14 protein-coding genes are annotated in these 23,904 nt (G+C 47.3%); 11 read left to right on the top strand and 3 right to left on the bottom strand.

The window, feature by feature from the left end:
• Positions 1-9 precede the first annotated feature (9 nt).
• Positions 10-762, bottom strand: a complete 753-nt coding sequence (locus tag WBG78_RS04830; protein WP_337325248.1) for an SDR family NAD(P)-dependent oxidoreductase — start codon at positions 760-762, stop codon at positions 10-12.
• 105 nt (positions 763-867) lie between these two features.
• On the opposite strand from WBG78_RS04830, the gene WBG78_RS04825 reads away from it, so the two are divergent.
• The 8 genes from WBG78_RS04825 (at position 868) to WBG78_RS04790 (ending at position 11,459) form a co-directional block, all read left to right on the top strand.
• Positions 868-1,242: a winged helix-turn-helix transcriptional regulator gene (locus WBG78_RS04825; protein WP_337325247.1), complete on the top strand. Its 375-nt coding sequence runs from the start codon at positions 868-870 to the stop codon at positions 1,240-1,242.
• 123 nt (positions 1,243-1,365) lie between these two features.
• Positions 1,366-3,882: an ABC transporter permease gene (locus WBG78_RS04820; protein ID WP_337325246.1), complete on the top strand. Its 2,517-nt coding sequence runs from the start codon at positions 1,366-1,368 to the stop codon at positions 3,880-3,882.
• Positions 3,883-4,287: 405 nt separating this feature from the next.
• Positions 4,288-5,031: a hypothetical protein gene (locus WBG78_RS04815; protein WP_337325245.1), complete on the top strand. Its 744-nt coding sequence runs from the start codon at positions 4,288-4,290 to the stop codon at positions 5,029-5,031.
• Between the two features lie 19 nt (positions 5,032-5,050).
• Entirely contained in the window at positions 5,051-6,304 is a 1,254-nt protein-coding gene (locus tag WBG78_RS04810) for a hypothetical protein (protein WP_337325244.1), read from the top strand.
• Positions 6,305-6,334: 30 nt separating this feature from the next.
• Positions 6,335-7,828 (top strand): hypothetical protein, encoded by a 1,494-nt coding sequence (locus WBG78_RS04805; RefSeq protein WP_337325243.1) that lies wholly within the window; start codon positions 6,335-6,337, stop codon positions 7,826-7,828.
• A gap of 33 nt (positions 7,829-7,861) precedes the next feature.
• Positions 7,862-8,635 carry a peptidoglycan-binding protein gene (locus WBG78_RS04800; RefSeq protein WP_337325242.1) on the top strand — a complete coding sequence of 258 codons (774 nt, stop codon included), beginning with the start codon at positions 7,862-7,864 and terminating at the stop codon, positions 8,633-8,635.
• Between the two features lie 52 nt (positions 8,636-8,687).
• On the top strand, positions 8,688-10,550 hold the full coding sequence (locus tag WBG78_RS04795) for a hypothetical protein (protein ID WP_337325241.1): 1,863 nt from the start codon (positions 8,688-8,690) through the stop codon (positions 10,548-10,550).
• Between the two features lie 81 nt (positions 10,551-10,631).
• Positions 10,632-11,459 (top strand): amidohydrolase family protein, encoded by an 828-nt coding sequence (locus WBG78_RS04790; protein WP_337325240.1) that lies wholly within the window; start codon positions 10,632-10,634, stop codon positions 11,457-11,459.
• Positions 11,460-11,521: 62 nt separating this feature from the next.
• Here the strand turns inward: WBG78_RS04790 and WBG78_RS04785 are convergent, their stop codons facing one another.
• Positions 11,522-12,832, bottom strand: a complete 1,311-nt coding sequence (locus tag WBG78_RS04785; RefSeq protein ID WP_337325239.1) for a sigma 54-interacting transcriptional regulator — start codon at positions 12,830-12,832, stop codon at positions 11,522-11,524.
• Between the two features lie 429 nt (positions 12,833-13,261).
• Between WBG78_RS04785 and WBG78_RS04780 the strand changes: the two genes are divergently transcribed.
• Positions 13,262-14,026, top strand: a complete 765-nt coding sequence (locus tag WBG78_RS04780) for an OmpA family protein (RefSeq protein ID WP_337325238.1) — start codon at positions 13,262-13,264, stop codon at positions 14,024-14,026.
• A gap of 15 nt (positions 14,027-14,041) precedes the next feature.
• Here the strand turns inward: WBG78_RS04780 and WBG78_RS04775 are convergent, their stop codons facing one another.
• A complete protein-coding gene (locus WBG78_RS04775) occupies positions 14,042-14,263 on the bottom strand; it encodes a cupin domain-containing protein (protein WP_337325237.1) in 222 nt (73 codons plus the stop codon).
• A gap of 159 nt (positions 14,264-14,422) precedes the next feature.
• Between WBG78_RS04775 and WBG78_RS04770 the strand changes: the two genes are divergently transcribed.
• Positions 14,423-16,783 carry a TonB-dependent receptor gene (locus WBG78_RS04770; protein WP_337325236.1) on the top strand — a complete coding sequence of 787 codons (2,361 nt, stop codon included), beginning with the start codon at positions 14,423-14,425 and terminating at the stop codon, positions 16,781-16,783.
• A gap of 329 nt (positions 16,784-17,112) precedes the next feature.
• Positions 17,113-23,850, top strand: coding sequence for a carboxypeptidase-like regulatory domain-containing protein (locus WBG78_RS04765; RefSeq protein ID WP_337325235.1), 6,738 nt, complete (start codon positions 17,113-17,115; stop codon positions 23,848-23,850).
• Positions 23,851-23,904: the final 54 nt, after the last annotated feature.

Genomic DNA, 23,904 nt, shown 5'->3' with positions numbered 1-23,904 from the left:
AGGGTGCTGTCAAAAGGGGAAGTGTCTCATGCCACCATCAACCACAGCAACCGTGCCCGTGATATAGCGGGCACGTTGCGACACCATAAACACAGCCATATTGGCAATATCCTGCGGATCACCAAAATCGCCCAATGGAATTTCCCGGCTGGCAAATGATTTTCTTTCCTCACCGGCGAAGAGAGGACGAATATTGTCGGTATCAATTAATCCTGGTTGAATGCAATTGACTCTGATGTTATGCGCGCCTAGTTGTCCGGCAAGCTGCTTCGCCCAAACCGTGATGCTTGCCTTAGCTACCGCAGAGGCGTTCACTGACCGCAGCTCATACGTACTTATGATATTGAGAATACTACCTTGTTTACGTCCAATAAAGTGTGGCAGGAACCGTTGCGTGAGCTGACGGTGACGATCGAAGTCCAGCGTCATTGCCTCTTTCCATTCATCGTCCGGTCCATCAACATCGAGTGGCCGGGTTCTTCCCGCATTGTTAATAAGTATGTCGATATTTGACAGTTTCGAAAACGCATTCGAGGCAATGTCGTCAGGTCCATTTGAAGCAACAAAGTCTTGCGCAAAGATGATTGGTTCCGGACCGCCCGATTCTATGATTTCATCTTTAAGACTGCTCAGCAGTTCCTCATTCCTTCCAGTGGCAAATACCTTTACGCCTTCCCTGGCCAGCTCTTTAGCGATCGCGCGGCCCATTCCCTTACTGGCTCCGGTAACTACAGCAGTCTTTCCCTTTAAATACAGATCCATACTTCCTTTTATTTGAGGTGATATTAAATTTCGACAAGAGTACCGAACTTCAATTAATTATATGTGTTCTACTATGAATTGTATGGAACTATAAATCCTGTAAGTATGGCCACCGAAAAAAAAGACACGACGTACGCACGCAATGAAAAACACGTTTTTAATTGTGACCTCACATATGTAATCGCAAAGATTGAGGGTAGGTGGAAACTGCAGCTACTGAGTAAGTTGGAAGAAGGTAAACTCAGATTTACCGACTTCAAAAAGGAATTTTCCTTTATCACTGAACGCATGCTTACTCTTCAACTTAAGGCTCTCGAGCAGGATGGACTCATTAAGCGAACCGCATTTGCCGAGGTGCCACTTCGCGTAGAGTATGAGCTCACTGAAATAGCCTCTGAGCTATTCCCGATTTTTAAACAACTGAGTGAGTGGGGAAGCAAACACCGGGAGAAGTACAATCATGCCCTGCGACAAGTATGATGTAATATTCATTATGTCCCGCCATGCCAAAAAGCCTTAACTTCTCACAAATTTCCCGTTCGCCAGCAAACTATTCTCCCAAATTAAACATCTCCCTCAGTAACATCATCGAATCCCTCTGCTATGATCAAATCATACCTTCTCGTCGCCTGGAGAAACCTCCTGAGAAATAAGATCTTCTCCTTCATCAACATCATCGGGCTCGCCATCGGCATGGCCGTCGTGTTCATGATCTATCAGTACATCCAGGCGGAACGTAGCTATGATCTGTTTCATGCAAACGCCTCGCGTCTCTATCGCGTGCCTATTCAATACGGCGGCGCACTCGCAGCCGGACCATCAGCCACCAGCCATCCTTCCATTGGTCCTGCGATGAAAGCCGAGTTTCCTGAGGTTGAAGACTTCGCCAGAGTGATGCGCGGATCACAGTTTTTCTCCGCCGCTACATTCACTTACGAAGGCAATCCCAACGGGCCTATAACCTTTAATGAAGAGGCCGTATTCCTCGCCGATAACTCACTACTATCGATGTTCTCCTTTAAGTTAGTGGAGGGCGATACCGGTGCGTTGAGGGATATGAAGTCAGTGGTGCTTAGGAAGGAGATTGCAAGAAAATATTTCGGTGACAAACCAGCTGTTGGCAATACATTATTATTGAACAGAATGCCAGTGAAAGTCGGGGCCGTGGTCGAAGTGCCTGAGAACTCTCATCTGCAGTTCAATGTGTTGTTGTCAACCAACTTACTGGGACCAAATTGGGGATACGACGAATGGTCGTGGCCCGAGTTCTACAACTATGTGTTGTTGAAACCAGGAACAAGTCGCGATAACCTGGAAGCAAAGTTGCCGGCGTTTATGGAGAAACACTCGGCAAAGATCTGGGAGCAGTACAAATTTAAATCGCACATCTGGCTTCAGCCGATCACGGATATTCATTTAAAATCGAACTTTACCCTGGAACAAAGTTCAAACGGAAGTGAAAGAACAGTTTACTTCTTGTCTCTTTTGGGGATCTTCATTCTCGTGATTGCTTGGATCAATTATATAAATCTTTCTACAGCAAAGGCGCTGGAGCGGTCGAAGGAAGTTGGGCTGCGAAAGGTTTCCGGAGCATCGAAGCTCCAATTGATGACGCAGTTCTTTTTTGATGCATTTTTGGTTAATGTATTCGCCATCGCACTGGCGACCGCCCTTGTCATTGTAGTAACTCCCTATTTTGAGTCGCTTGTGGGACGGAACTTCTTTCAGATGCTGATAGCATCCGGTACTTTTTACAGCCCATCATTCTGGATAACAGTAGTGCTGACGTTGCTCGTCGGTATCGCAGTTGTTGGGTTTTATCCCGCGCTGGTATTATCATCATTCAACCCAGCCATTGTTTTGAAGGGAAAGTTTATCAGGTCGGGCAAAGGATCAATGCTGCGTAAAGGTATGGTTGTTTTTCAATATGTGTTGTCAATGTTCCTGGTAGCAGGAACAGTTACAATGACGACGCAAATGAACTTTATGCAAAACCAGGATCTCGGATATGACAAGGAACAAATGCTTATCGTTCGCGCCTCTCCTTTTGGTGACTCAACTTATCGCACGCGTGTAAATGAATTTTTGAATTCCGTGCGACAATTGCCGCAGGTAAAACAGCTAGCCGGATCTACTGACGTTCCCGGTCATGTTATTAATGAACGGAACAACGTCCGTCGCGTTACACAAGATGAATCCGGTAACGTCGGCACTTTCTTTCTGAATACGGATGAGCATTTTTTCTCTACGTACGGGATGAAGATCCTGGCGGGAAGAAATCTGACAGATCAGGACAAGTTTATCTATGTCCCGAGGGATGTCGACCCGAATCAACCAAAGATTATCACTGACGATGGATACCTTATATCAGGCGCGCCGAACAGGATTATGATCAACGAAGAACTGGCACAAAGCCTCGGCTTTAAGAACCCGGACGATGCGATCCATGAAAAGGTTGTGTTTGAGCAGGGCAGAAAATTCGTTGGGGAGATCACGGCGGTAATCAGCAATCACAATCAGCTATCACTTCGCGAGAAATATCAACCTGTTATATATTACTATCCTGAGAATGACTTTTGGCCTTACTATTCCATAAAAATGAATGTAAGGGAATCGGAAGCGTCGGCGACGGTCAGTCAGGTTGGTAAACTATTCTCAGATGTCTTCCCCGACAGTGCCTTTGAATATTTTTTCCTCAATGATCACTTCAACAACCAATACAGGAACGACGTGCAGTTCACCAGCATATTTGGTGTGTTCACGATTCTCGCCATCATCATTTCTTCATTGGGATTGTTAGGCCTTGGAATATTCAGTGTATCACAACGAATAAAAGAGATCGGCATCAGAAGAGTGCTTGGCTCTTCGATCGGCGGCATTCTATTTCTGTTTTCAAAGGATTCGTTGTGGTTGCTGGTCATTGCATATGGAATATCGCTTCCTGTGATCATCCTGGGCATAAGCAAGTGGCTCGACAATTTTGCCTTTCACGTCGGATACGAATGGCAGATGTTCATATTTCCGCCAATGCTGTTGCTGGTGATTTCGCTCGTGACAATCATTTTCGTCACGCTGAAGTCTGCGGCAACAAGTCCGGCGGTTTCGTTAAAAACGGAATAATTGCATTTGGAGCCGTTTGCATTTCATTTCGATGCCATAGGCATCAAAGATCAATAGCAAAAGAAGTAGCATTTCGATGCCGTAGGCATCACAGATCAATAGCAAAAGAAAATCAATCGATATTCCGCGTGCGACGGGCAGCGTTATAAATGCAACGATTCTTTCGCCGCGCGCAACGCACACAACCAAAATCGATCGCCGTCTTTCCCGATCAATCCTATCCGCCCCACGCTAAACGAACCCGCGAAAAAAACTTCTTCCTACTCTACTTCACCGCTGCATAAACGAATTTTTCTTCGCCAGCTATGATCAAAATCCTCGAAATCAACGCGGATTCAACATGGCACGAAGTTTAGAACATAGAGAACAACACGCTTATGTTCTAAACACCAAAACGTTTTACGCATGCACAATCTACACAACCAATTCACTCAATCAGAGTTTGAATTAACTCCTGAGTATGTTAATGAATACGATCAGGAATATGGCTATGCCAATGAGTTCGAGGCTGAAATAACAAGTCAGGAAGGAACGTTTGGCGAAGCAAGCCAAATGGAACTTGCTTCCGAGTTGCTTTCCATCTCCAACGAGTTTGAGCTCGATCAGTTTCTTGGGAGCCTCTTCAAAAAGGCAAAGGGACTTATTAAGTCTGGAACAGGACGCGCGCTCGGAGGGCTGCTGAAGAGTGTGGCGAAGAAGGCTTTGCCCATTGCCGGAGGTGCTATCGGTACGGCATTGTTGCCGGGAGTGGGAACGGCTGTTGGCGGCGCGCTGGGAAATGCTGCAACCAATCTGTTTGAACTCGAGATGGAAGGCCTCAGTCAGGAAGACCGCGAGTTCGAAATGGCGCGCGCTTTCATCAGACTTGCCGGCAATGCCATTAAACACGCCGCGTCAATGCCGCAGAATGAATCCGATCAGGAGATCGCGCGTAAGGCGTTGGCGAAGTCAGCAAAACGTTATGCACCCGGATTACTAAGACGAAGAGGAAGGTCGGGCATATATTCCGGAAGAGGTTTTGGCGAGCTCGCAGACAGAATAAGCAGGCTGGAACATGTTATTCGTGACCTCTCCGAGCAGATCCAGGCAAGAGGCGGAAGCAGCACTGACACCGCTTCGTCGTCCGACCAGGAGTATTACAACTACTAGTCGATAGCCCTCACGTTGGATGCTGAATCGCAGACCATATCCATTGGCATTCCTGTTATCGGAATCCTATGCACTCCTGAGTCGTATGGAGCAGATGAAACCCTTTGAACTGACAATGCCGATGGTAAAAGGCGCATCCGTATCAACGGAAGCTTTAAAGCTTATCGGACAGTTGTTGCTGCACGGAAAGACCGAGCTGGGCAGAGGAATAAATCGCTTCATCAACTTACTCAGGTCTCGCAAAGCCGAGGAACAGTCTGCAGAAAATCTCCAGGGTGAGTTCACGGTCCTTAAACTCCGATACAACCAGATACTGGATCAGCTGGACATTTTTGCTGATGTCCTTTCACAGCGAAGTGAACATGAGGTTGGCATTTGGCTATCGGGGCTGGATGCATTAGCGGAGAATGGATTGGAGGTGGGCAGGAAGTATTACGAGATGCCCTCGTTGATGGTCTATCTTGATCGTGGGCACGGTGCAGCTATACGTCGCGCCCGTACACGACTACCTGGTGGAGATGAAAATCCCATTGCCGTTATTCAGATTCCGCGCGAGCGGATGGTCGGCAACGGAATAGCCTCATCACTGATTCATGAAGTCGGACACCAGGCCGCAGCATTGCTCGACCTTGTAACGTCCCTTCGCCACGATATCAACATGGTGAAACAGGACGCAGGTGATGCGCAGGATGCGTGGCTTTGCTTTGATCTGTGGATCTCCGAAATCATTGCCGACTTCTGGGCGGTTGCTCAACTCGGAGTGAGTGCTACCCTGGGGCTCATGAGTGTGGTGACACTTCCGGACTATTTCCAATTCCGCATGAGCATGACCGATCCACATCCTGTTCCCTACATCCGGGTACAGCTGAGTTGCAGAATGGGTGCACGGCTTTTTCCCGATAGTCAGTGGGATCGGTTATGGAAACTTTGGGAAACGTTCTATCCGACGAACAAACTACCACAGGAGAAAAGGATCATCCTTCAAAAACTTGATGATGAAATGGATCGCTTCATTGACCTTGTGCTAACGCATATGCCCGAAGCATTAAAGGGGAAACAACTCATTGATGTATTTGAGATTCAGCAAAGACAACCTCAAATACTACGGGAGACCTTCCAGCAGTGGAAGAAAACTCCGGCCTTGATCAGTCAAACGGAACCGCTATTGGTCTTCGCCATTCTGGGCCAGGCCAAAGCCGATCACTCCATCACTACAAAAGAGGAAAGTCAATTAATCAAACACCAGCTCAACCGTTGGGCGATGAACAGGTAAACAATTTAGAAAACCAAAATACGAAATACCATGGCAGACAAATCAAAGCCAACACCATTGGCAGATCCCTTGAACATTCAGACAAAATCCGGCAGTGCTGAGTCATCGGCGTGCAAATCGCCAGGGATGGATGTCAAATTTGGAAGAGAATATCCCGATCAGGACACAAAGCCTGCTGCCGTGCAAATCATGAAGCTGGCACCTCGCGATGAAATCGATCCTGAAATGAAACAATTCTATTGCTCAGTGGTTGCATCACAGCCGGACTTCCGTGAGTATCGGAAGGTTGTTGAAAGCATCTTCGATTGCAACCCGCTCAACGGTGACAAACTGAATACAGGAGCGAACCCTAAGTTCAGCAATCCCGGCTCTCCTGAGACGGAAAAATTCGTCGCCAAAAACAAAATACCACTTACCTCTTCCAACGCATTCAGCCTGTTGCAATACGTGACTGAAAAATACATCCACGCTCACAGCAACAACTATGGCGATGACGATGGCACACCCGTAATGAACGATTGGACGACCCTGCCGGGTGTAAACACATCTTACCTGCAGATCATCGGAGAACAGTTTCAATACTGGAGGAGACATCGATTCAACAACGGCGATCATGTCCTTGCTGGAAATACCGGCTCCTTCAATGACTGGAGGTCCCTGATGCCTCTCGAACTTATCTGGAGTTACTGGATGGAAGAAGGCATGCTGGTTCAAAGTATGAATGCCATCTCGAAGCGATTTCAGAATATTCGCAATGCGCATAGGGATCCGTTGGCAAACCTTACGATTGACCCGCTGAGACCTTTGAACAACTTGCTTTGGGGATACATTCAAACTTCTCAATTCCGTTTAACGATCGCCAGGAGAAATTATGAATACGAACACGAATACGGACTCCGCTTAATCGGAAAGGCTGTTCCTGATCATCAGCCAGCAGATCGGAGATCCAAATTCCTGGAGGCTTTTAACAACCTGCTTTATCAATGCACCATTTACTATAACGAGTTCAACGACCTCGATCGCCTACCTGAACCGTTCCCGCTGTTGGTTTCTCTCCAGGAAGTTCACCTTGTGATGACAGAAGGATCTCAAAACCAATTTGGCGATCTGCCAACCACGGCGAGGGTGGAGATGTTCGCCGAGCAACTCATTTTGTCAAACCCTGTTATGCAGCAATTCCTTGGAGGACGCCCGATGGTTGCCTACAGGCAACCCTGGATGGGAATTGTTGATACGATGAAAACCCTGCAAGGCTGGAACCCGACCAGTGTCACCTACTTTGATGACCTGGCAACAAATGGTGAGCGCATTCTGGTGTCGATCAGAAATCGTCCGTGGGGCAGCGTAACCAATGCCAACATCGCTGGCAACTGGGCGCAGGTGTTTCGAATGGAGATTCAAACCTACATTCACAGTTATCGTATTGTGACTGGCGTTGATTTGTCGTTCAAATCGACTACAGATGCGAGGACAAAAAATACGCTCCCATCTCTGTTAATTCAGAGCAAGCTGCAACAGGACTAATCTCTTTTGTCGTCACTCCAAATGTAAATCAACATGAAATTAAATTTCAATTCAGAACCGTCAGAAGAGCTCGAGCTGGATCCGGAGTTCTTCACCGAAGCAGAGTTCGAAGGAGGTGAATTCGAAACAGATGAATTCGAGGCAGACACTGAGTTAGATGGTGAAGTAGATCGGTCATCAATTCAGTATGGTATGTGGATACAAACATCCCTTAATAAAATCCTTGGACTGCGTCTGGACGTCGATGGGATTATTGGATCACAAACACGAAGCGCCATTCGCAGTTTTCAGCAAAAGCAGGGGCTGAGTGCCGATGGCATTGTGGGGCCGATCACCGAAGATGCATTGATTCGCTCCGGTGCCGGTCAGCCTCCTGAGAGTTCAGGTCCTTCGCCAACGCCGTCCACCGGCACACCTGATATTGTAAGTGTGAAGGGCATCCGCGTAGCTCGGCAAATAGCACCCCAGATAGACGCATTGCTAACAGCAGCAGCTAGGGAAGGTGTTTCGTTAAGTGGCGGCGGGTACCGCTCCGGTGATGAGCAAATTCGATTGAGAATAGCTCACTGCGGCGGCAACACGCAGTACAATATTTATGAGAAGCCTTCTTCTCAATGCACGCCTCCCACTGCTCCACCCGGACGATCGATGCATGAGCAGGGCCTTGCCATTGACTTCACTTACAATGGAGGAGGGATTAAAGACCATAGCAATCCCGGTTATATATGGCTTGCAAAAAATGCCGCGCGATTCGGACTATATAATCTCCCCAGCGAAGCCTGGCACTGGTCCGTTAACGGCAGATAGTGCAACATGTGAAACAAATCAAGTTTTAATATCACCATTAACCCGAATAACTATGTGCCGATGTGGATGCCAGGGACATGGCGAAGTTGAAGAACTGGAATTAGCTCCCGAACTATTCGAATTTAATTCGGAAGTTCCAGGAGGAAGCAAAACGAACAACAAACGTGGAGCAACGAGCGGACCAACAAATACAGGTACCGTTGTGACAGGTGGTGCCTTAGGCATCCTGGCGCCATCCGAACTTAAGGCGGTAAGAATTACCAGCACATTTGAAACAGGACGCGCAGGTAGCTTCGGCGGCCTGACCGGAAACTTCGATGGACAGGGCCTTTCATTCGGATTGATGAACTTTACAATCAAAGCCGGAAGTCTCATTCCTCTTCTGCAGGAATTTATCACGAGGCATCAGGCTCGGTATGCAGCTATCTTTGGAAAGGATGCGGAGCGATTCAGACAAATGGTCTTTGCCACTAAAGCTGATCCTGAAAAGCCATCTAAACGAATCCGCGACATCAGTGCGCAGATGAATTTCGTCACCAAACAGATGAACTCCTCTAACAGGATTATTGATCCATGGAAGACATATTTCAAAGGCCTTGAGAACGATCCGGAGTTTCAGAAAATACAGGTGAAGGCTGTTCGCAAAGCGCTCGATCGCGCACGGTACTGGTTCAACCATTTTGCTTTTAAGACAGAGCGAGGATTCGCATTTATGTTCGACCTGGTTTCCTCACATGGCGGGGCGTGGTTGAACGCGCCGAAGTTCAAAGGCAGGCGCATGGCGCTTATGCACAAGATGATGGAAGCCAGGAAAGCTAAAGTCGGTCGTGAACTTACAGAGCTCGAGAAAATGGAAGTGATTGCAAACATGATTGCCGATGTGTCACTTCAAAGTTGGCGGGAAAAAGTTCGTGTGCGAAAGCTGTGGTTTGTTCGCGGTAAGGGTAAGGTTCACGGCAGCGAGTTCGATATTGCAAAAAACTTTGGTGTCAGCGACAATGCTCCTGACTTCGGTGCTTCTTCAAGCACTTCCACCAACTTTTCTGCAGGCACTTCGATCAGCACTTCAAACAACAACACTTCTATCAACAACGCTTCTACAATTAACACTTCCACGAGTAGAGAGTTCGAGACATCCATCAAACCCGCTTCAATAACTACTGCTCCCCGGTTGATTCGGAAAGAATCAGTTCCTCCCGCGCAAACACTTTACGTTGGCATTCGTCTTGGAGCTGAAGCTCCTGCAGTGCCGATGACGGGCGTCTACATACCGGAGGGTTTTGTTCCAGGTGCAACTGTCGACGTCATTTTATACCTGCACGGTATTAAGACTAGTCCAACGCTGAACATCGCACAGTACTGGAATAAAAAATCAAACTCACACTTTGCATTTCGCGAACGCATGAATGAAAGCAAAGTCAACGCCATACTGGTCGCACCAACACTTGGACCACGCTCACAATGGCAAACAGGTTGGCTAACAAAACCAGGTGGTCTCGACAAGTATCTTGATCAGGTGCTAACGGCGTTGTCGCAGCATGGGCCGTATAGAGGTAACAAGCCTTCGCTTGGTAATATCGTCCTGGCGTGCCACTCGGGTGGTGGTCATCCGATGCGCGAACTGGCATTGGCTGCTAACAAATGCGCGTCCAGGATTAAAGAATGTTGGGGCTTTGACTGCACTTACTTTAAAGCCGATCCAACAGGTTGGCCACAGTGGGCAAGATCGCGCAACGACGCAAAGCTTTTTCTGTACTACAGGCCGAAGTCAGGCACCGCTGTATTTGCTGAAAAGATTCAAAAGGCGACGTTACCCAATGTCTTTGTATTGACTTCTGCAGTCGAACACAATTGGGTTCCCATAAAACATTGGTCGGAGCGATTGCAGGGAAGTTTTCTTACCAAAAGAACTTAGGTGACAACTTCTCACTTCTCAAGCAGAGACTACTAGCTTGCATTGGATTGTTGGTTTCCGGAGTAGCTAAAACATCATCTGATGATTATCGATGCACATTGCCACGCTGGAAAAGGCGACGGCCTTACGGGACCCTGGGACACGAACGCGGCGATCAGGGATTATCTGAAATGGGCCAGCGAGTATGGAATTTCCAAAACGGTCTTCTTCGCGGCTTTTCATTCGGACTATGCATTGGCAAATCGTGAGGTGGCCAAAATTGTGTTGGCAAATCCCGCGCGTTTCTATGGGTTTGCTTTCGTGCACGCCTCCAGAGACGCAGGACGAATCTCGTCGATGATACAGGAAGCAGTCTCCAGCTTCGGATTTTGCGGGATAAAACTTCATCGATATGATGCGCGCATCACACGGGAAGTCTGTGAAACGGCAAGGCTATACGCGTTGCCTGTATTGTATGACGTGATGGGCGAAATAGCGTCCGTCCATCTTTTGGCCAGAGAGTATCCCGACGTAAACTTTATCATACCGCACCTCGGTTCATTTGCCGACGACTGGAAAGCGCAACAAGCATTCATTGATCCATTGAGTCGTTTCCCGAATATCTATACGGATTCCTCCGGAGTTAGGCGATTCGATCTATTGAAAGAAGCCTTTTGCCGCGCGGGAGCAAACAAGATACTGTTCGGCTCTGATGGTCCGTGGCTTCACCCTGGTGTAGAACTTGAAAAGATATTTGCACTTCGGTCGGGTGAGAACGCACAGCGGCGCATGCTTTCCGAAAACTTCCTGGAACTCATTAGTCAGGTTAAGCTCCCAAAAACGAAAACAACGCGGTTGGTTACAAGGCGTACGAGCGGGCACGCATTAAAGGCACTTGTCCTCGAGCAACGTGACCCCTGGCTGCTCTGAATCGTTGCTCCGTTGCAAGACAGTCTTTGGCTACAGCACGCAACGTCATTCACGTCCGACAGTCATTCATGTACGGCAAAGTTCCTCTTCAGGTGCTGCTGCACCGCTCTTACCGTAACACTAAGGCGTTGCGCTGCCTTCTGCTTATCGCCTTGCTCAAGGTCGATGGCAACTTTGATGGCCAGATAGGCCGCGATGTTCTTAATGTCCATCAGACTTTCTCCCGAAATGATTGCCCTCTTGATTGAATCTTCCCATCCATCAATAACGTTTCCAAAGTCGTTCACACGATCGCTTGCAGGCCGCTCTGTAACAGGAATGCTTCCGAGACTGATGTAGGCACCGCCTGCATGACGCATGGCGGTTCGTCGTATGAATTGGCGCAGTTCACGAATGTTGCCTACGTATTCTTTGTGAACAATGAAATCGATAACAGCATCATCAAAACGCGGGACTTCCCTGATATTTCGTTCCTCAAAGAACTGCGTCAGAAAATGAGTAGCAAGTAATTCGATATCTGCGGAATGATCACGAAGTGCCGGAACCGAAAGCTGGACACCCGAAATCCGGTAATACAAATCCTGCCTGAATTCTCCTTTAGCAACAAGTTTCTCCAGGTCCTTGTTGGTTGCACATACCAAACGAAAATCAGTTTCTTTCCAAGTATTGCTTCCAACCCGCTTATAACTTTTCTCCTGGATCACGCGTAGTAACTCCGCCTGCAATGTCAACGGTAATTCGCTAACCTCATCCAGGAACAATGTACCCTTATCCGCAAGTGCGAACGCACCATCCCTTGTCGTAACGGAGCCGGTATACGATCCCTTCTCGTGACCAAAAAATTCGCTGCCCGATAATTCCGGAACCACTGTCGTGCAATCGAGAAGAACAAGTTTTCCCTTTTGTTCACGCTCATCGAGTGTATGGATCAATCGCGACACAAGTTCTTTCCCCGTTCCTGATTCTCCGTACACCAACACATTTGACTGTGAATAGATCGCGGCTTCAATAACATCGACAAGAAAACTATTCCATATCCGGCTCGCACCAACGAGGTTGTCTTTCACGACAGAAGAATTTAAAATTTCAGTGATCTTTCTCCACCGATTTTCATTGGCGTCAATCATGCGCATCAGCGGCTCAAGACCTTCCCATATAACAACATCGGAAAGACCGCGCGACATGAGCGCCCAGCACAAACCAGCCTGTCTGGGACTTTCAGCCAGGACAAGTATTGCGCGTGTCCCTTCTTCAATGAGGTTCCAGATAATACCAGGGACTTCCGTTTCCGTGGGGACAAAATCAGAAAAGATCAATACCATTCGGAAGGAGGCATCTGCGGATTTTACCTGACTTGCAGATAAGAGCTCCACAAGGGCTGAACTGCGGCAATGTTTTTTTATCCATTGCTTTCTCGAAATGTCTACAAAAAAGCAGCGAGACATAACTGATAACGGTGAGGAGATGTTCTAAACGAATTTAGAAAACGCACCTGAACAAGTCCACAAAAATACCAGCCAGAATACAGTTAGACGTCTACCATCTAACCATCGCACTCAAATCGCCTTTCCATCATCAAGGTATACTGAACGGAAAACGCGACCGCAGGTCGTGGCACCCAATTCTTAACTCTTAATTCTCAATTCAATTATCACCTTTTGCGTCTGGAGAATATCCCAGTAACAATATTATTCGCATCTTCCCGTTGAAATTTCTCGAGGTATAAAAGTGTCCTGGTTGGAAATTCGCGAGTGATCTGCACGGGCGTACCTGACGTAGTTGGTTAGCATCACTCCCATTCCATGAAAGCGCTCTTAGTCTCCATTCTTCTCTTCGGTTTCATTTGTGCCAGCGCACAAGAGGTCGGCCCCCCAAATAATGTAGGTCGTGAGTACGGCAATCCTAAGATGCCATTGATGGTGTCTCACCTCGCAGGTGCAAACAAGGAAAGATTGAAGCGAGCGAACAAAAACTCGCACCATTCAATCTTCGGCAAGGTATTGTGCTTTCGGAAATTGTGTCGGATCCAGTCAGGGCACTCGTCGTCGCTGCATGCGGTAAGTTTCAAAAAGCACCGGAAGAACGTAGCGAAGAATGCAAAGAAAGGCGCCTATCACAAACCGCTAAGCACACCATCCAAGCCTGTTACACCTGACACAGTACCCGCTGTTGTCGAACCCGTAACCAACAAGCCAGTTCCCGTCACTAAAGCAGCAGACAGTCTCATTGTGCTGGGTGCAGAATTGTTGTTTGAAACAAACAAGGCAACGCTGCGAAGTGAGCATTTCGCAACCCTTAAATCAATTGTGGACTATCTTCATCAGCATCCTGAACGATCTGTAAAGATCTCGGGGCATACGGATAACATCGGTGATGAAACTCAAAATCTGACCTTATCCAGGAAACGTGCCGACGTAGTGGCTGACTACCTGGTTAAGAATGGAGTCAACACCAATCGTGTCGAGACTTTCGGACTCGGCAGTGCAAAACCTATAGACGCAAACACCACCGACGCAGGACGAAAGAAGAACAGACGGGTAGAGTTATTGATCTACGACAGGGAATAGCAATGCAACCCATCGTTAAAATCTAACGGTCTCTATACTGGCGCGTTCAAAAGTGAGATTGACCGACCGTCCTTCTTTTGGACGCGTACGATGCTTTACATTTGCCGGGATCGTAAAGAGCTGTCCTGCTGCCAACTCGATGGTGTGATCCTCAAGATCGATGCAAAGCACACCATCAGTCACTAAAAAGGTCTCATCGCTGTTGGGGTGGTAGTGCCAGAAGAAAGGATCCGTCATGACGCTGAGCCGGAATTGCCCATGCCTCCTTCACTTGCACTTCGGTTTCTCAAACTCCTCATCTAAAAACAAGCCATTTGAAAAAAAATTACACTCGAGTAAGGGTATGTCGTCTCTGAGTTGTCATGGCAGTGTTAAAATCATAAAACCCTACCAAAAATGTTATCCCCCACAAGACGTTATCTCATTTTGTTTAGCCTTGTGCTCGCATTTGGCTACGCACCAATAGTATTCTCACAAGCAATTACGCAAACCGTAAGAGGTCGTATTATAGATGAAGATACGCGGATGCCATTACCCGGTGCAAACATTCTCGTGGTCGGTAACGACAAGTTTGGGACCACTTCAGATGCAGATGGATATTTTCGTTTGCAAAACATACCCGTTGGACGAATCTCGCTCATCCTAACCTTTATCGGATACGAGACTCGTACGATGCAAAACATACTCGTTACTAGCGGTAAGGAGGCGGTCGTTGAAGTGACCTTAAAGGAATCTCTGATGATGATGGATGCTATAGAAATCAAAGCAGACAAGTCGGAAATCGCAAATGAAATGGCTTTAACAAGCGCTCGTGGATTCAGTGTAGAGGAAACAAAACGGTACGCCGGTTCCTTTAATGATCCGGCGCGCATGGTGTCGGCCTATGCGGGAGTTGATGCCGACGTGAGCGGAAACAATTCGATTATCGTACGTGGGAACTCGCCCCGAGGAATCCAATGGAGACTTGAAGGGATCGACATCCCCAACCCAAATCACTTCGCTGACGAAGGCTCAACGGGCGGTCCCATCAACGCACTGAATAGTCAGATGCTGGCGAACTCCGAGTTCTATACAGGCGCATTTGCACCTGAGTTCGGCAACGCGCTCTCGGGAGTGTTCGACATGAATCTGAGAAAAGGCAATAACGAAAAAAGAGAGTATAGCTTCTCCGTTGGCGTTCTCGGAACCGATATCTCCGCAGAGGGACCATTCATAAAAGGTGGCAAGGCCTCCTACCTCGTCAACTACAGGTATTCAACGCTAAGCATTCTAAACGACCTGGGCCTCGTGGACTTCGATGGCGTACCCAAGTATCAGGATCTCTCTTATAAAATCTATCTTCCCACAAAAAAAATGGGGACGTTCTCCCTCTTTGGATTGGGCGGTAAGAGCAAGATCACAGAAGAAGAATTTGCCGAAGAAAATGAAGACCTGCTGTTACAGCGCGGCTATTACAACGCCGACATGGGCATAACCGGCATCACGCAGTACTGGCCTCTGTCCGATAAGACTTATCTGCAGAATAGCTTCACGCTATCCACCAATGGCAGCGGGTACGATGGATTTAAACCCAATGACAATAATAACTTGCAACAGGTAGACGACTTCTCGATGGACAAGAACTCGATCAAGGCCGCATCCTCGATCAATCACAAGTTCAACGCACGGCATACTGTACAGGCTGGATTCATCTTCACACGGCATTCGTTCGATTTCTACAGTAACTCCTATGAAACCGAAAGTGATTCATATGTAACCAGCCAGGATACGAAGGGAAAGGCAGATCAGTATCAGGGATATATTAGCTGGCGCTTCAGGCCGACGAATGATATTTCCCTTGTAAGCGGATTACATGTTCAGAAAGTAAGCCTCAACAGTGAGGTATCTGTTGAACCGCGGATAAGTGCAAGATGGCAGTTCCATCCGACGCAGGCGATCACTGCAGGCTTCGGTATTCATGGAAAAATGGAATCATTACCCAACTATTTTGCTATCGTCGACGACGGCAACGGAGGGACTACTATGCCGAACACCGATATGAAAATGAACAAGGCAAGGCACTTCGTAGTAGGATACGAGAACAAACTCTCAGACAACCTCTTCTTTAAAGTCGAAGGTTACTATCAGCAGCTATATCATCTACCAGTGGAAAACAATCCTTCCAGCTCCTATTCACTGGTCAACCAGGTTGAAGGATTTACGGACAGAGCACTCGTGAATAAAGGAACTGGCAGGAACATCGGCATGGAGCTAACGCTTGAACGCTACTTCGCCAACGACTACTATTTTCTCGTTTCTACCTCGATATTCGACTCCAAATACAAAGCTCTTGATGGTGTAGAGCGCAACACCCGCTTCAATAGCAACGTCATTGCCAATGTACTCGTCGGAAAAGAATTTCATCTGAACAGTAAAAAAGGTAAAAACAAAGTTATTGGCATCAATGCCAAAATCGCGAGTTTGGGCGCACGACGTTATACACCGATTGACGTCGAACAGTCTACATTAAAAAATGAGACGGTGTACTTCGAAGATCAGGCCTTTTCACTAAAGGGTGACAACGTGTTTCTTGCAAACCTCGCGATCTCTTACCGGATTGACAACCGAAGAATCGGCCAGGAGCTGAAGCTCGACATTCAAAATGTCACCAACAATGATGCTAAGCTTGGTTATTACTATAATGATAACACCCATGAAGTCGAGTCATCAAACCAGTTGCCGCTATTGCCGGTGCTCAGCTATACGATCCATTTTTGAAAAGAGACGAGCGTATTGCATCTAATCCTGGAGGCATGTTAGATCTTTAGAAATATTCGAACATTATTCTGCGCGCTGCGCAACGTGTTATGTGAAAGACAATTGATTGTATTGAGCGCAATGCACCGCAATACAATCAACTGTCTTTCTCGCACGGATTTCCCCTTGTCCGTCCCGGTGCGCAACGTACGCGACATCCGCCAACCTTATTTTGGAGACATTCTCCAAAACCCAAACGCCGTTTACCTCAACCCTGCCGTCAAAAAAATAATAACCAAACGTTATGGAATCCCTCTCCCGGCCGCATCTCAGCACAAACGGCCTAACTTATGAGATCAGCTCCCTTCCCATACTTCCTCGCTCTCACTCTCACTTTCACTCTTTGCATCATCCACTCTGCCTCCGCCCAGAAAGATTTTTACTCCAGGAATTGGAGTGACGTCTACAACAACGAAGTCAAAGACTTGCCCGCTTCCGCCCTGAAGATCGTTGACACAATCTACTATAATGCCAAAAAGGAAAAGAACATCACTGAAATCACCAAGTGCCTTTTATATCAATCAAAGTTCGCCCTTAACCTGCAAGAGGACGCAGAGCTCATCATCGTCCAAAAATTCAAGAAGGAGATAGCAGCAACCGAGGCACCACTGAAGAACCTACTCGAATCCATGCTCGCCCAGATATACTGGCAATACTTTCAGGCACATAGTTGGGTGTATTATGGCCGCTCAACGGTCACCCTAACTGCCAATCCCGCCGACTTCCGTACGTGGGACGCACCAGCCATGCTTGGCGAAATTGACCTGCATTTCCAGCGTTCGATGTTAAATCAAAACGTGCTTCAAAATACCCGACTGGAAACATTTGATGACATTCTTGCACTCGCCGAACAATCAAAGCGATATCGCCCTACGTTGTATGACTTTATCCTGAATTTCGCCCTCGACTTCTATGCGGCCGATGCAGAGGGACTGCAGGCGCCATCATTAGGGAAAGCTTTCATGGACAAAGAACTCTTCTCTCCGATCGACGATCTTCAGCTTGTCGATACCATCGTCACCGGAAAGTACGAAGCACTGAAGCTATTCCGCGACCTCCTCCTGTTTCATCGTCAAAGGCGCGATACGAATGCATATGTCAATCTGGAAATTGAACGGTTGAAGTTTATTCAGCAGCATTCATCGCTATCAAATAGCTACGAATTATATACAACGGCGTTGCGAAATCTCAAGCAGGCAAATCAACAACACCCCGCTTCTACGCTTATTGATTTTGAGCTGGCATCAGAACTTCTCAAAACAGGATCGGGCCACAGCAGAGACATTGCGCACAGGCTGGACAAAAACATAGCTATTACCATATGCAATGCCGCTATGTCAAAATTTCCCGACAGTGACGGAGCCAAACGGTGCAAAGGTCTGAAAGAATTTATCGTTCTTAAAAAACTTTCTCTTATGGCCGAAAGCTACCTGCCCATCGCTCGGCCATCGCGATTAATGGTGAATTATGCCAACATTTCAAACCTTCATTTCCAGGTCTATAGAGTTGCCCTTGATGCTGAAAGCGAATTCAGAAATCTGAATGACTCTTCCAAAGCACTATTTCTCCTCCGTCTGCAGCATCAAACAACCTGGCAGTCTGCATTGCCTGAAACTGATGATCATGACAGCCACAGTACGGAATTGATTTTGCCTGCTATGTCTTCTGGAAACTACCTGATAGTTGCTACTGAAGGCGAGTTCGTTTCATTAAGCGAAGCAATCTATGCATATACGACTGTCATGGTTACCGATTTGGTATTGCTGAAAGCAAACAGCAACAATTTCAACCAGTTCCAGGTAGTGGATCGGAACAACGGCAAGCCTATTGCTGGTGCCGGTGTGCATTTAAAGTCGACCAATATCGAACCTGGATACGTAGCGATTGATAAGCATTATTCAACAGACAGGCAAGGCTTCGTGAATCCCGATGCTCGCGACAATGTGAAGGTTGATGTCACTGTGACCAATGCTGGCGATACACTGTTCGTCTCCGACTATTACCATTACAGTCACCGCTATTATCGTGAACCTAACGACGCCATCACAGCGAAGGCATTCCTTTTTACAGACCGAAGTATCTATCGACCGGGGCAAACTATTTTCTTCAAAGGAATTCTTATTCAGCAGCGAGATCGGAAGTCGAGTATCGTCAAAAATGAGTTTGTCGAAGTATTTCTCGAAAGTCCAAACGGCGATGACGTGGGCTCATTAAGAGTGAAGACAAACGCCTATGGATCGTTTAGTGGAGAATTCAAATTACCTGCATCAGGGCTCACGGGAGAATATACGCTTTATGCAGACGAAGACTACGAAGAAGACAGCCGGTTCTACGACAATATCGAAAACTTCGAATACAGTGAAGCAGAAATTTCTGTTGAAGAATATAAAAGGCCAACTTTCGAAGTAAGCATCAGACCGCTTACCGGTACCGTGAAAGTAAATGACACGATAAAGGTGGCCGGCAATGCCATAGCGTACGCCGGATCTAAAATTTCAAAAGCGAAAGTTACTTATAAAGTAACGCGTAACGTACGATTCCCACGCTGGCACTATTGGGCCTTCGATCACAATTCATCCCCCGCCGAGATTATCGACGGCGAGGTAAAAACAAATGAGAAAGGTGAATTCATCATTCCCTTTAGAGCAACACCAGACGATAATGTAAAACCTGAATCCAAACCGGTGTACGCGTTTACCATCTCGGTCGACGTCACCGATATCAACGGCGAAACCCGAAGTTCTGAGTCCACGGTCAAGGTAGGCTACCACAGCTTGGAGGCAACGATTACAGCGCCACTGCAGATCGATGTTCAACAGCCAATCACTGAAATATCACTCACCACTGAAAATCTGAATGGACAATTCTTGCCTGCAAAAGGAACGGTCAAAGTATTCAAGCTGAAAGGCCCTGGTAAGCCTGTGAGAAAACGTCCATGGCCCGCTCCTGAAATACTATCTATTCAAAAAGCTGAGTTCGAAAAGCTATTTCCAAATGATCCATACGGTAACGATGCTGGCAACCCGATAACCTGGGAGAAAGGTCGACTTGTCAGCGACCTAAAGTTCGATACCAAAGTCTCGAAAGAGCTAAACCTTTTGGTTGCTAAGACATGGGATATCGGTTTGTACCTGATCGAGCTGAACACGACTGATTCGCTTGGCCAGATAGTGGAAGACAAAACAACCTTCGAACTAATTGACGCAAATGGAAAAGCAGTACCTGATAATTCGCTGTTCATCTTTCAGCCTGATAAAGCAACTTATAAGTCCGGTGATGTGGCCAGGATCAAGGTAGGCTCATCATTAAAGGATGTTTACCTCACGATAGCCATTGAGAAGGATCACAAGATCGTAAAAACAATGGTGGAGCGGGTGTCCAATGGTATACATGAAATAACGGTACCGGTGAGCGACGAATACGAAAATGGAATTTCAATTCATTGCAGCGCTCCAATGCTCAATAGTTTTATCCAGTATCACAAGACGCTCGTTATCGAGTCGCATAAAAGGGAGCTATTCATCGAAACCGGGACCTTCAAGGACAAACTTCAGCCGGGAGCAAAGCAAACGTGGAGCTTTACCATCAACGGAGAAGAGGGGCCGATGAAAGAAGCCGAGGTAGTTGCCTCGATGTACGATGCTTCACTAGATGCGTTCAAGCCTCACGAATGGAATTTCAATCCGATCGGGCAGCAATACCAGTACTCGCAGTACTATATCAGTGACATACATTGCTTCGGCACTGTTGACTTTGTTGTAAAAAATCTACAGCCCAACCGAATGAACGTTTCCCTGCAAAATTATGACGATCTCGACTGGTTCGGATTCAGTCTTACAAATCCCGAAGCAACAAAAAGGAAGTATCTGCAAAGAATGTATTACGGTACCATATCAACAGGCAAGCCGTCGAAAGTCACGCAGGCGCTCAGTAAAAACGGCCGCAAGGGTTTTGTCTATGGACGGATCACCGACGATACAGGAGCTCCGCTGCCGGGTGTTAATGTTTTGGTAGAAGGTACCACCAGAGGAACAACAACGAACGAAGACGGATTCTACAGTTTAGAGGCAGCCAAAGACGATGTGTTGGTGTACAGCTTCATCGGTTATATGAGCGCCAATGTGAAGGTCGCGCGAAAGAACATGATTGATGTAGCGATGGAGCCGGACGTAACTCAACTCTCCGAAGTAGTTGTGGTGGGCTACGGTGTTCAGGAGAAAAAAATGCTGGTCGGATCAGTGTCAGTTGTTACAAACGCAACAACGTCCGACGAAATCACTCTGGTGCAGGCGTTGCAGGGCAAGGTAGCTGGTGTTCAGGTGCGTACTTCAGATCAAACGTATAATATCACCATAAGAGGTTATTCTTCCATAGCAGCAGGCGCCCATCCGTTGTATGTCGTTGATGGCGTAGTGGTAGCAACTTCAACTATCGATCAGGACGATCTGGCAAGTGCCCAGGTACTCAAGGGCGACGCTGCAGTTGCATTGTACGGTGCCAGGGCAGCAAACGGGGTTATCATCATTACAACAAAATCAGGACAACAGAAACTCGATAACGCACTGGCTAAGGTAAATGCCCGAAAGAATTTCAACGAAACTGCCTTCTTCTATCCTCACCTCTCAACAGACGACAATGGAAGAATCAAATTCTCATTCACGACACCCGAATCTCTGACGCGCTGGAAGGTTCAACTGTTGGCCCACACGAAGGAGTTGCTCACATCAAGCCGGACTTTACAGACTGTTACTCAAAAGGAACTGATGATCACACCTAACGTGCCCCGCTTTGTGCGTGTCGGGGACGAGCTCATCATCTCTGTTAAAATTGTAAATCTGTCAGGTCGCAAACTCGATGGGAAAATTGCTCTTCAACTGACAAATCCGGCCACCAACGAATCGGTCGATCAGTTCCTCTCCAATATTGTAAAAAATCAAACGTTCAGGGTGACTTCGAAAGGTAACGCCGAGGTGTCGTGGAGCATCAAAGTGCCCAATGGCATAGACGCGATTCAATACAAGGTCGTCGCTAAGGCAGGTAACTTCAGTGACGGTGAACAGAACGTTCTGCCCGTTCTGCAGAATCATGTTCTTGTTACTGAAACAATGCCACTATACATCAGGTCAAATCAAACGAAGACCTTCAAATTAACAAAGCTCGAAAATCAGTCGTCACCTACGTTACAACATCATCAGCTCACACTTGAAATAACTTCCAATCCTGCGTGGTACGCCATCCAGTCGATGCCCTACCTCATGGAATTTCCCCACGAATGCGCTGAGCAGCTCTTCTCGCGTTTTTATGCCAACAGCATTGCGAGTCATGTTATTAACAGCAATCCGAAGATAAAAGCAGTGTTCGACAAATGGTCTGCCACAGGAGGACTAGTCAGCAACCTTGAGAACAACAATGAGCTTAAGTCGATGATAGTTGAGGAAACGCCCTGGCTACGCGACGCCGAAAGCGAAACTGAAACCAAAAAGCGTGTAGCCCTCCTGTTTGACCTAAATGCTATGAGCACACAGTTGAAAGATGCCGCCGGAAAATTAAAAGACATGCAATTTGGTTCGGGAGGATTTCCCTGGTTCGCCGGCGCGCAGGAGCCAAACAGATTCATCACTCAACACGTCGCATCGGGGTATGGTCATCTTATAAAAATGGGCATCACTACGGACCCCGGCATGAAAGAAATGATGACCCAGGCAGTTCAATACCTCGACGCTGAAAATGTTAAAGATTTTGAGTACCTCATGAAGGAAGCTGAAGCGTCAGCGGCAATTGCGAAAAGCGATGAGAAACAACAGCTCGCCAGGCAAAAATCCGGGAAACAGCAACCTGCGACACAACAATCGGTGAAGCAACAACTCATAGACCGTTACCTCGAAGATCACATCCCTTCAAGTACTGACGTGCATTATCTGTATATGCGTAGTTTCTATCCTGACATTTTTCCATCAGCAAAATCAAAGGAAGCGATCGATTACCTCCTAAAGCAGACCGCCTCGAAATGGCTTGAATATTCCTTATACGAGAAATGCCTGATCGCTCTGGCTCAGCAGCGAGATGGGAACAACGCTCTTGCTCGGGCTATCATCGCCTCACTTAAAGAAAATGCCATTGTCAGTGATGAGCTCGGCATGTACTGGAAAGAAAACGCAGGAGGATTTCGCTGGAATGAAGGGGCAGTTGAAACACAGGCCTTAATGATTGAGGCATTCGTGGAAATCGGCGAAAATGACCCGACACACAATGCCGAACAAAAGCAACATACGATCGACGAGTTGAGAATGTGGCTGCTGAAAAACAAGCAGACAAATTCATGGAAAACCACGAAGGCCACTACGGAGGCTATATACGCTTTGTTACTGAACGGCTCCGACTGGCTATCTCTCGACAACTCTGTTGATGTTTCAATTGCCAACGCGCCGGTCAATATTACGTCAACTGAACTCGAGGCCGGCACCGGATACTTTAAAACAACGTGGAACGGCGATAACGTTACACGCAACATGGCAACGGTGACGCTATCCAAAAAGGATGCAGGCATTGCCTGGGGCGGACTGTACTGGCAGTACTTCGAAGATCTTGACAAGATCACACCGGCAGAAACACCGCTCAAACTGAAGAAGAATGTCTACAAGGTGATCCGCACAGGCGGTGTTGAACAGCTCGATCTTATTGGCGATCAAATGTTGAAGCCCGGAGACCTTGTGCGAATCAGGATCGAATTAACGGCAGACCGTGCCATGGAATATCTCCACATGAAGGACATGCGCGCCGCTGGCTTCGAACCCGTTGACGTCCTGTCGGATTACCGCTGGCAGGAAGGGCTCGGCTACTACCAAAGCACACGCGACGCGGCAACTAACTTCTTTTTCGATCGTATAGCGAAGGGCGTATACGTTTTTGAGTACGATCTTCGGGTTAATGTGAAAGGGAACTTCTCCAACGGAATCACGACTATCCAAAGCATGTACGCGCCAGAATTTAGCAGTCATAGTGAAGGGATAAGGGTAAAGGTTGAATAAGCGCTCGTCAGACCGCCGCTAAAGCAGCCGAACCGATCTGCAACACCCTCCATT

It is taken from the genome of Chryseolinea sp. T2 (genome assembly GCF_037203685.1).
GTDB lineage: Bacteria > Bacteroidota > Bacteroidia > Cytophagales > Cyclobacteriaceae > Chryseolinea.
Note: the sequence above shows the minus strand (reverse complement) of the source record. Positions and strands in the feature narration are given on the sequence as shown.

Excerpts from the sequence above, each read along its gene's own strand:
- WBG78_RS04795 (WP_337325241.1), top strand. The coding sequence starts at position 8,688 with ATGTGCCGATGTGGATGCCAGGGACATGGCGAAGTTGAAGAACTGGAA.
- WBG78_RS04825 (WP_337325247.1), top strand. The coding sequence starts at position 868 with ATGGCCACCGAAAAAAAAGACACGACGTACGCACGCAATGAAAAACAC.
- WBG78_RS04780 (WP_337325238.1), top strand. The coding sequence starts at position 13,262 with ATGAAAGCGCTCTTAGTCTCCATTCTTCTCTTCGGTTTCATTTGTGCC.
- WBG78_RS04790 (WP_337325240.1), top strand. The coding sequence starts at position 10,632 with ATGATTATCGATGCACATTGCCACGCTGGAAAAGGCGACGGCCTTACG.
- WBG78_RS04820 (WP_337325246.1), top strand. The coding sequence starts at position 1,366 with ATGATCAAATCATACCTTCTCGTCGCCTGGAGAAACCTCCTGAGAAAT.
- WBG78_RS04770 (WP_337325236.1), top strand. The coding sequence starts at position 14,423 with ATGTTATCCCCCACAAGACGTTATCTCATTTTGTTTAGCCTTGTGCTC.
- WBG78_RS04830 (WP_337325248.1), bottom strand. The coding sequence starts at position 762 with ATGGATCTGTATTTAAAGGGAAAGACTGCTGTAGTTACCGGAGCCAGT.
- WBG78_RS04800 (WP_337325242.1), top strand. The coding sequence starts at position 7,862 with ATGAAATTAAATTTCAATTCAGAACCGTCAGAAGAGCTCGAGCTGGAT.
- WBG78_RS04810 (WP_337325244.1), top strand. The coding sequence starts at position 5,051 with ATGCTGAATCGCAGACCATATCCATTGGCATTCCTGTTATCGGAATCC.
- WBG78_RS04765 (WP_337325235.1), top strand. The coding sequence starts at position 17,113 with ATGAGATCAGCTCCCTTCCCATACTTCCTCGCTCTCACTCTCACTTTC.
- WBG78_RS04805 (WP_337325243.1), top strand. The coding sequence starts at position 6,335 with ATGGCAGACAAATCAAAGCCAACACCATTGGCAGATCCCTTGAACATT.
- WBG78_RS04775 (WP_337325237.1), bottom strand. The coding sequence starts at position 14,263 with ATGACGGATCCTTTCTTCTGGCACTACCACCCCAACAGCGATGAGACC.
- WBG78_RS04815 (WP_337325245.1), top strand. The coding sequence starts at position 4,288 with ATGCACAATCTACACAACCAATTCACTCAATCAGAGTTTGAATTAACT.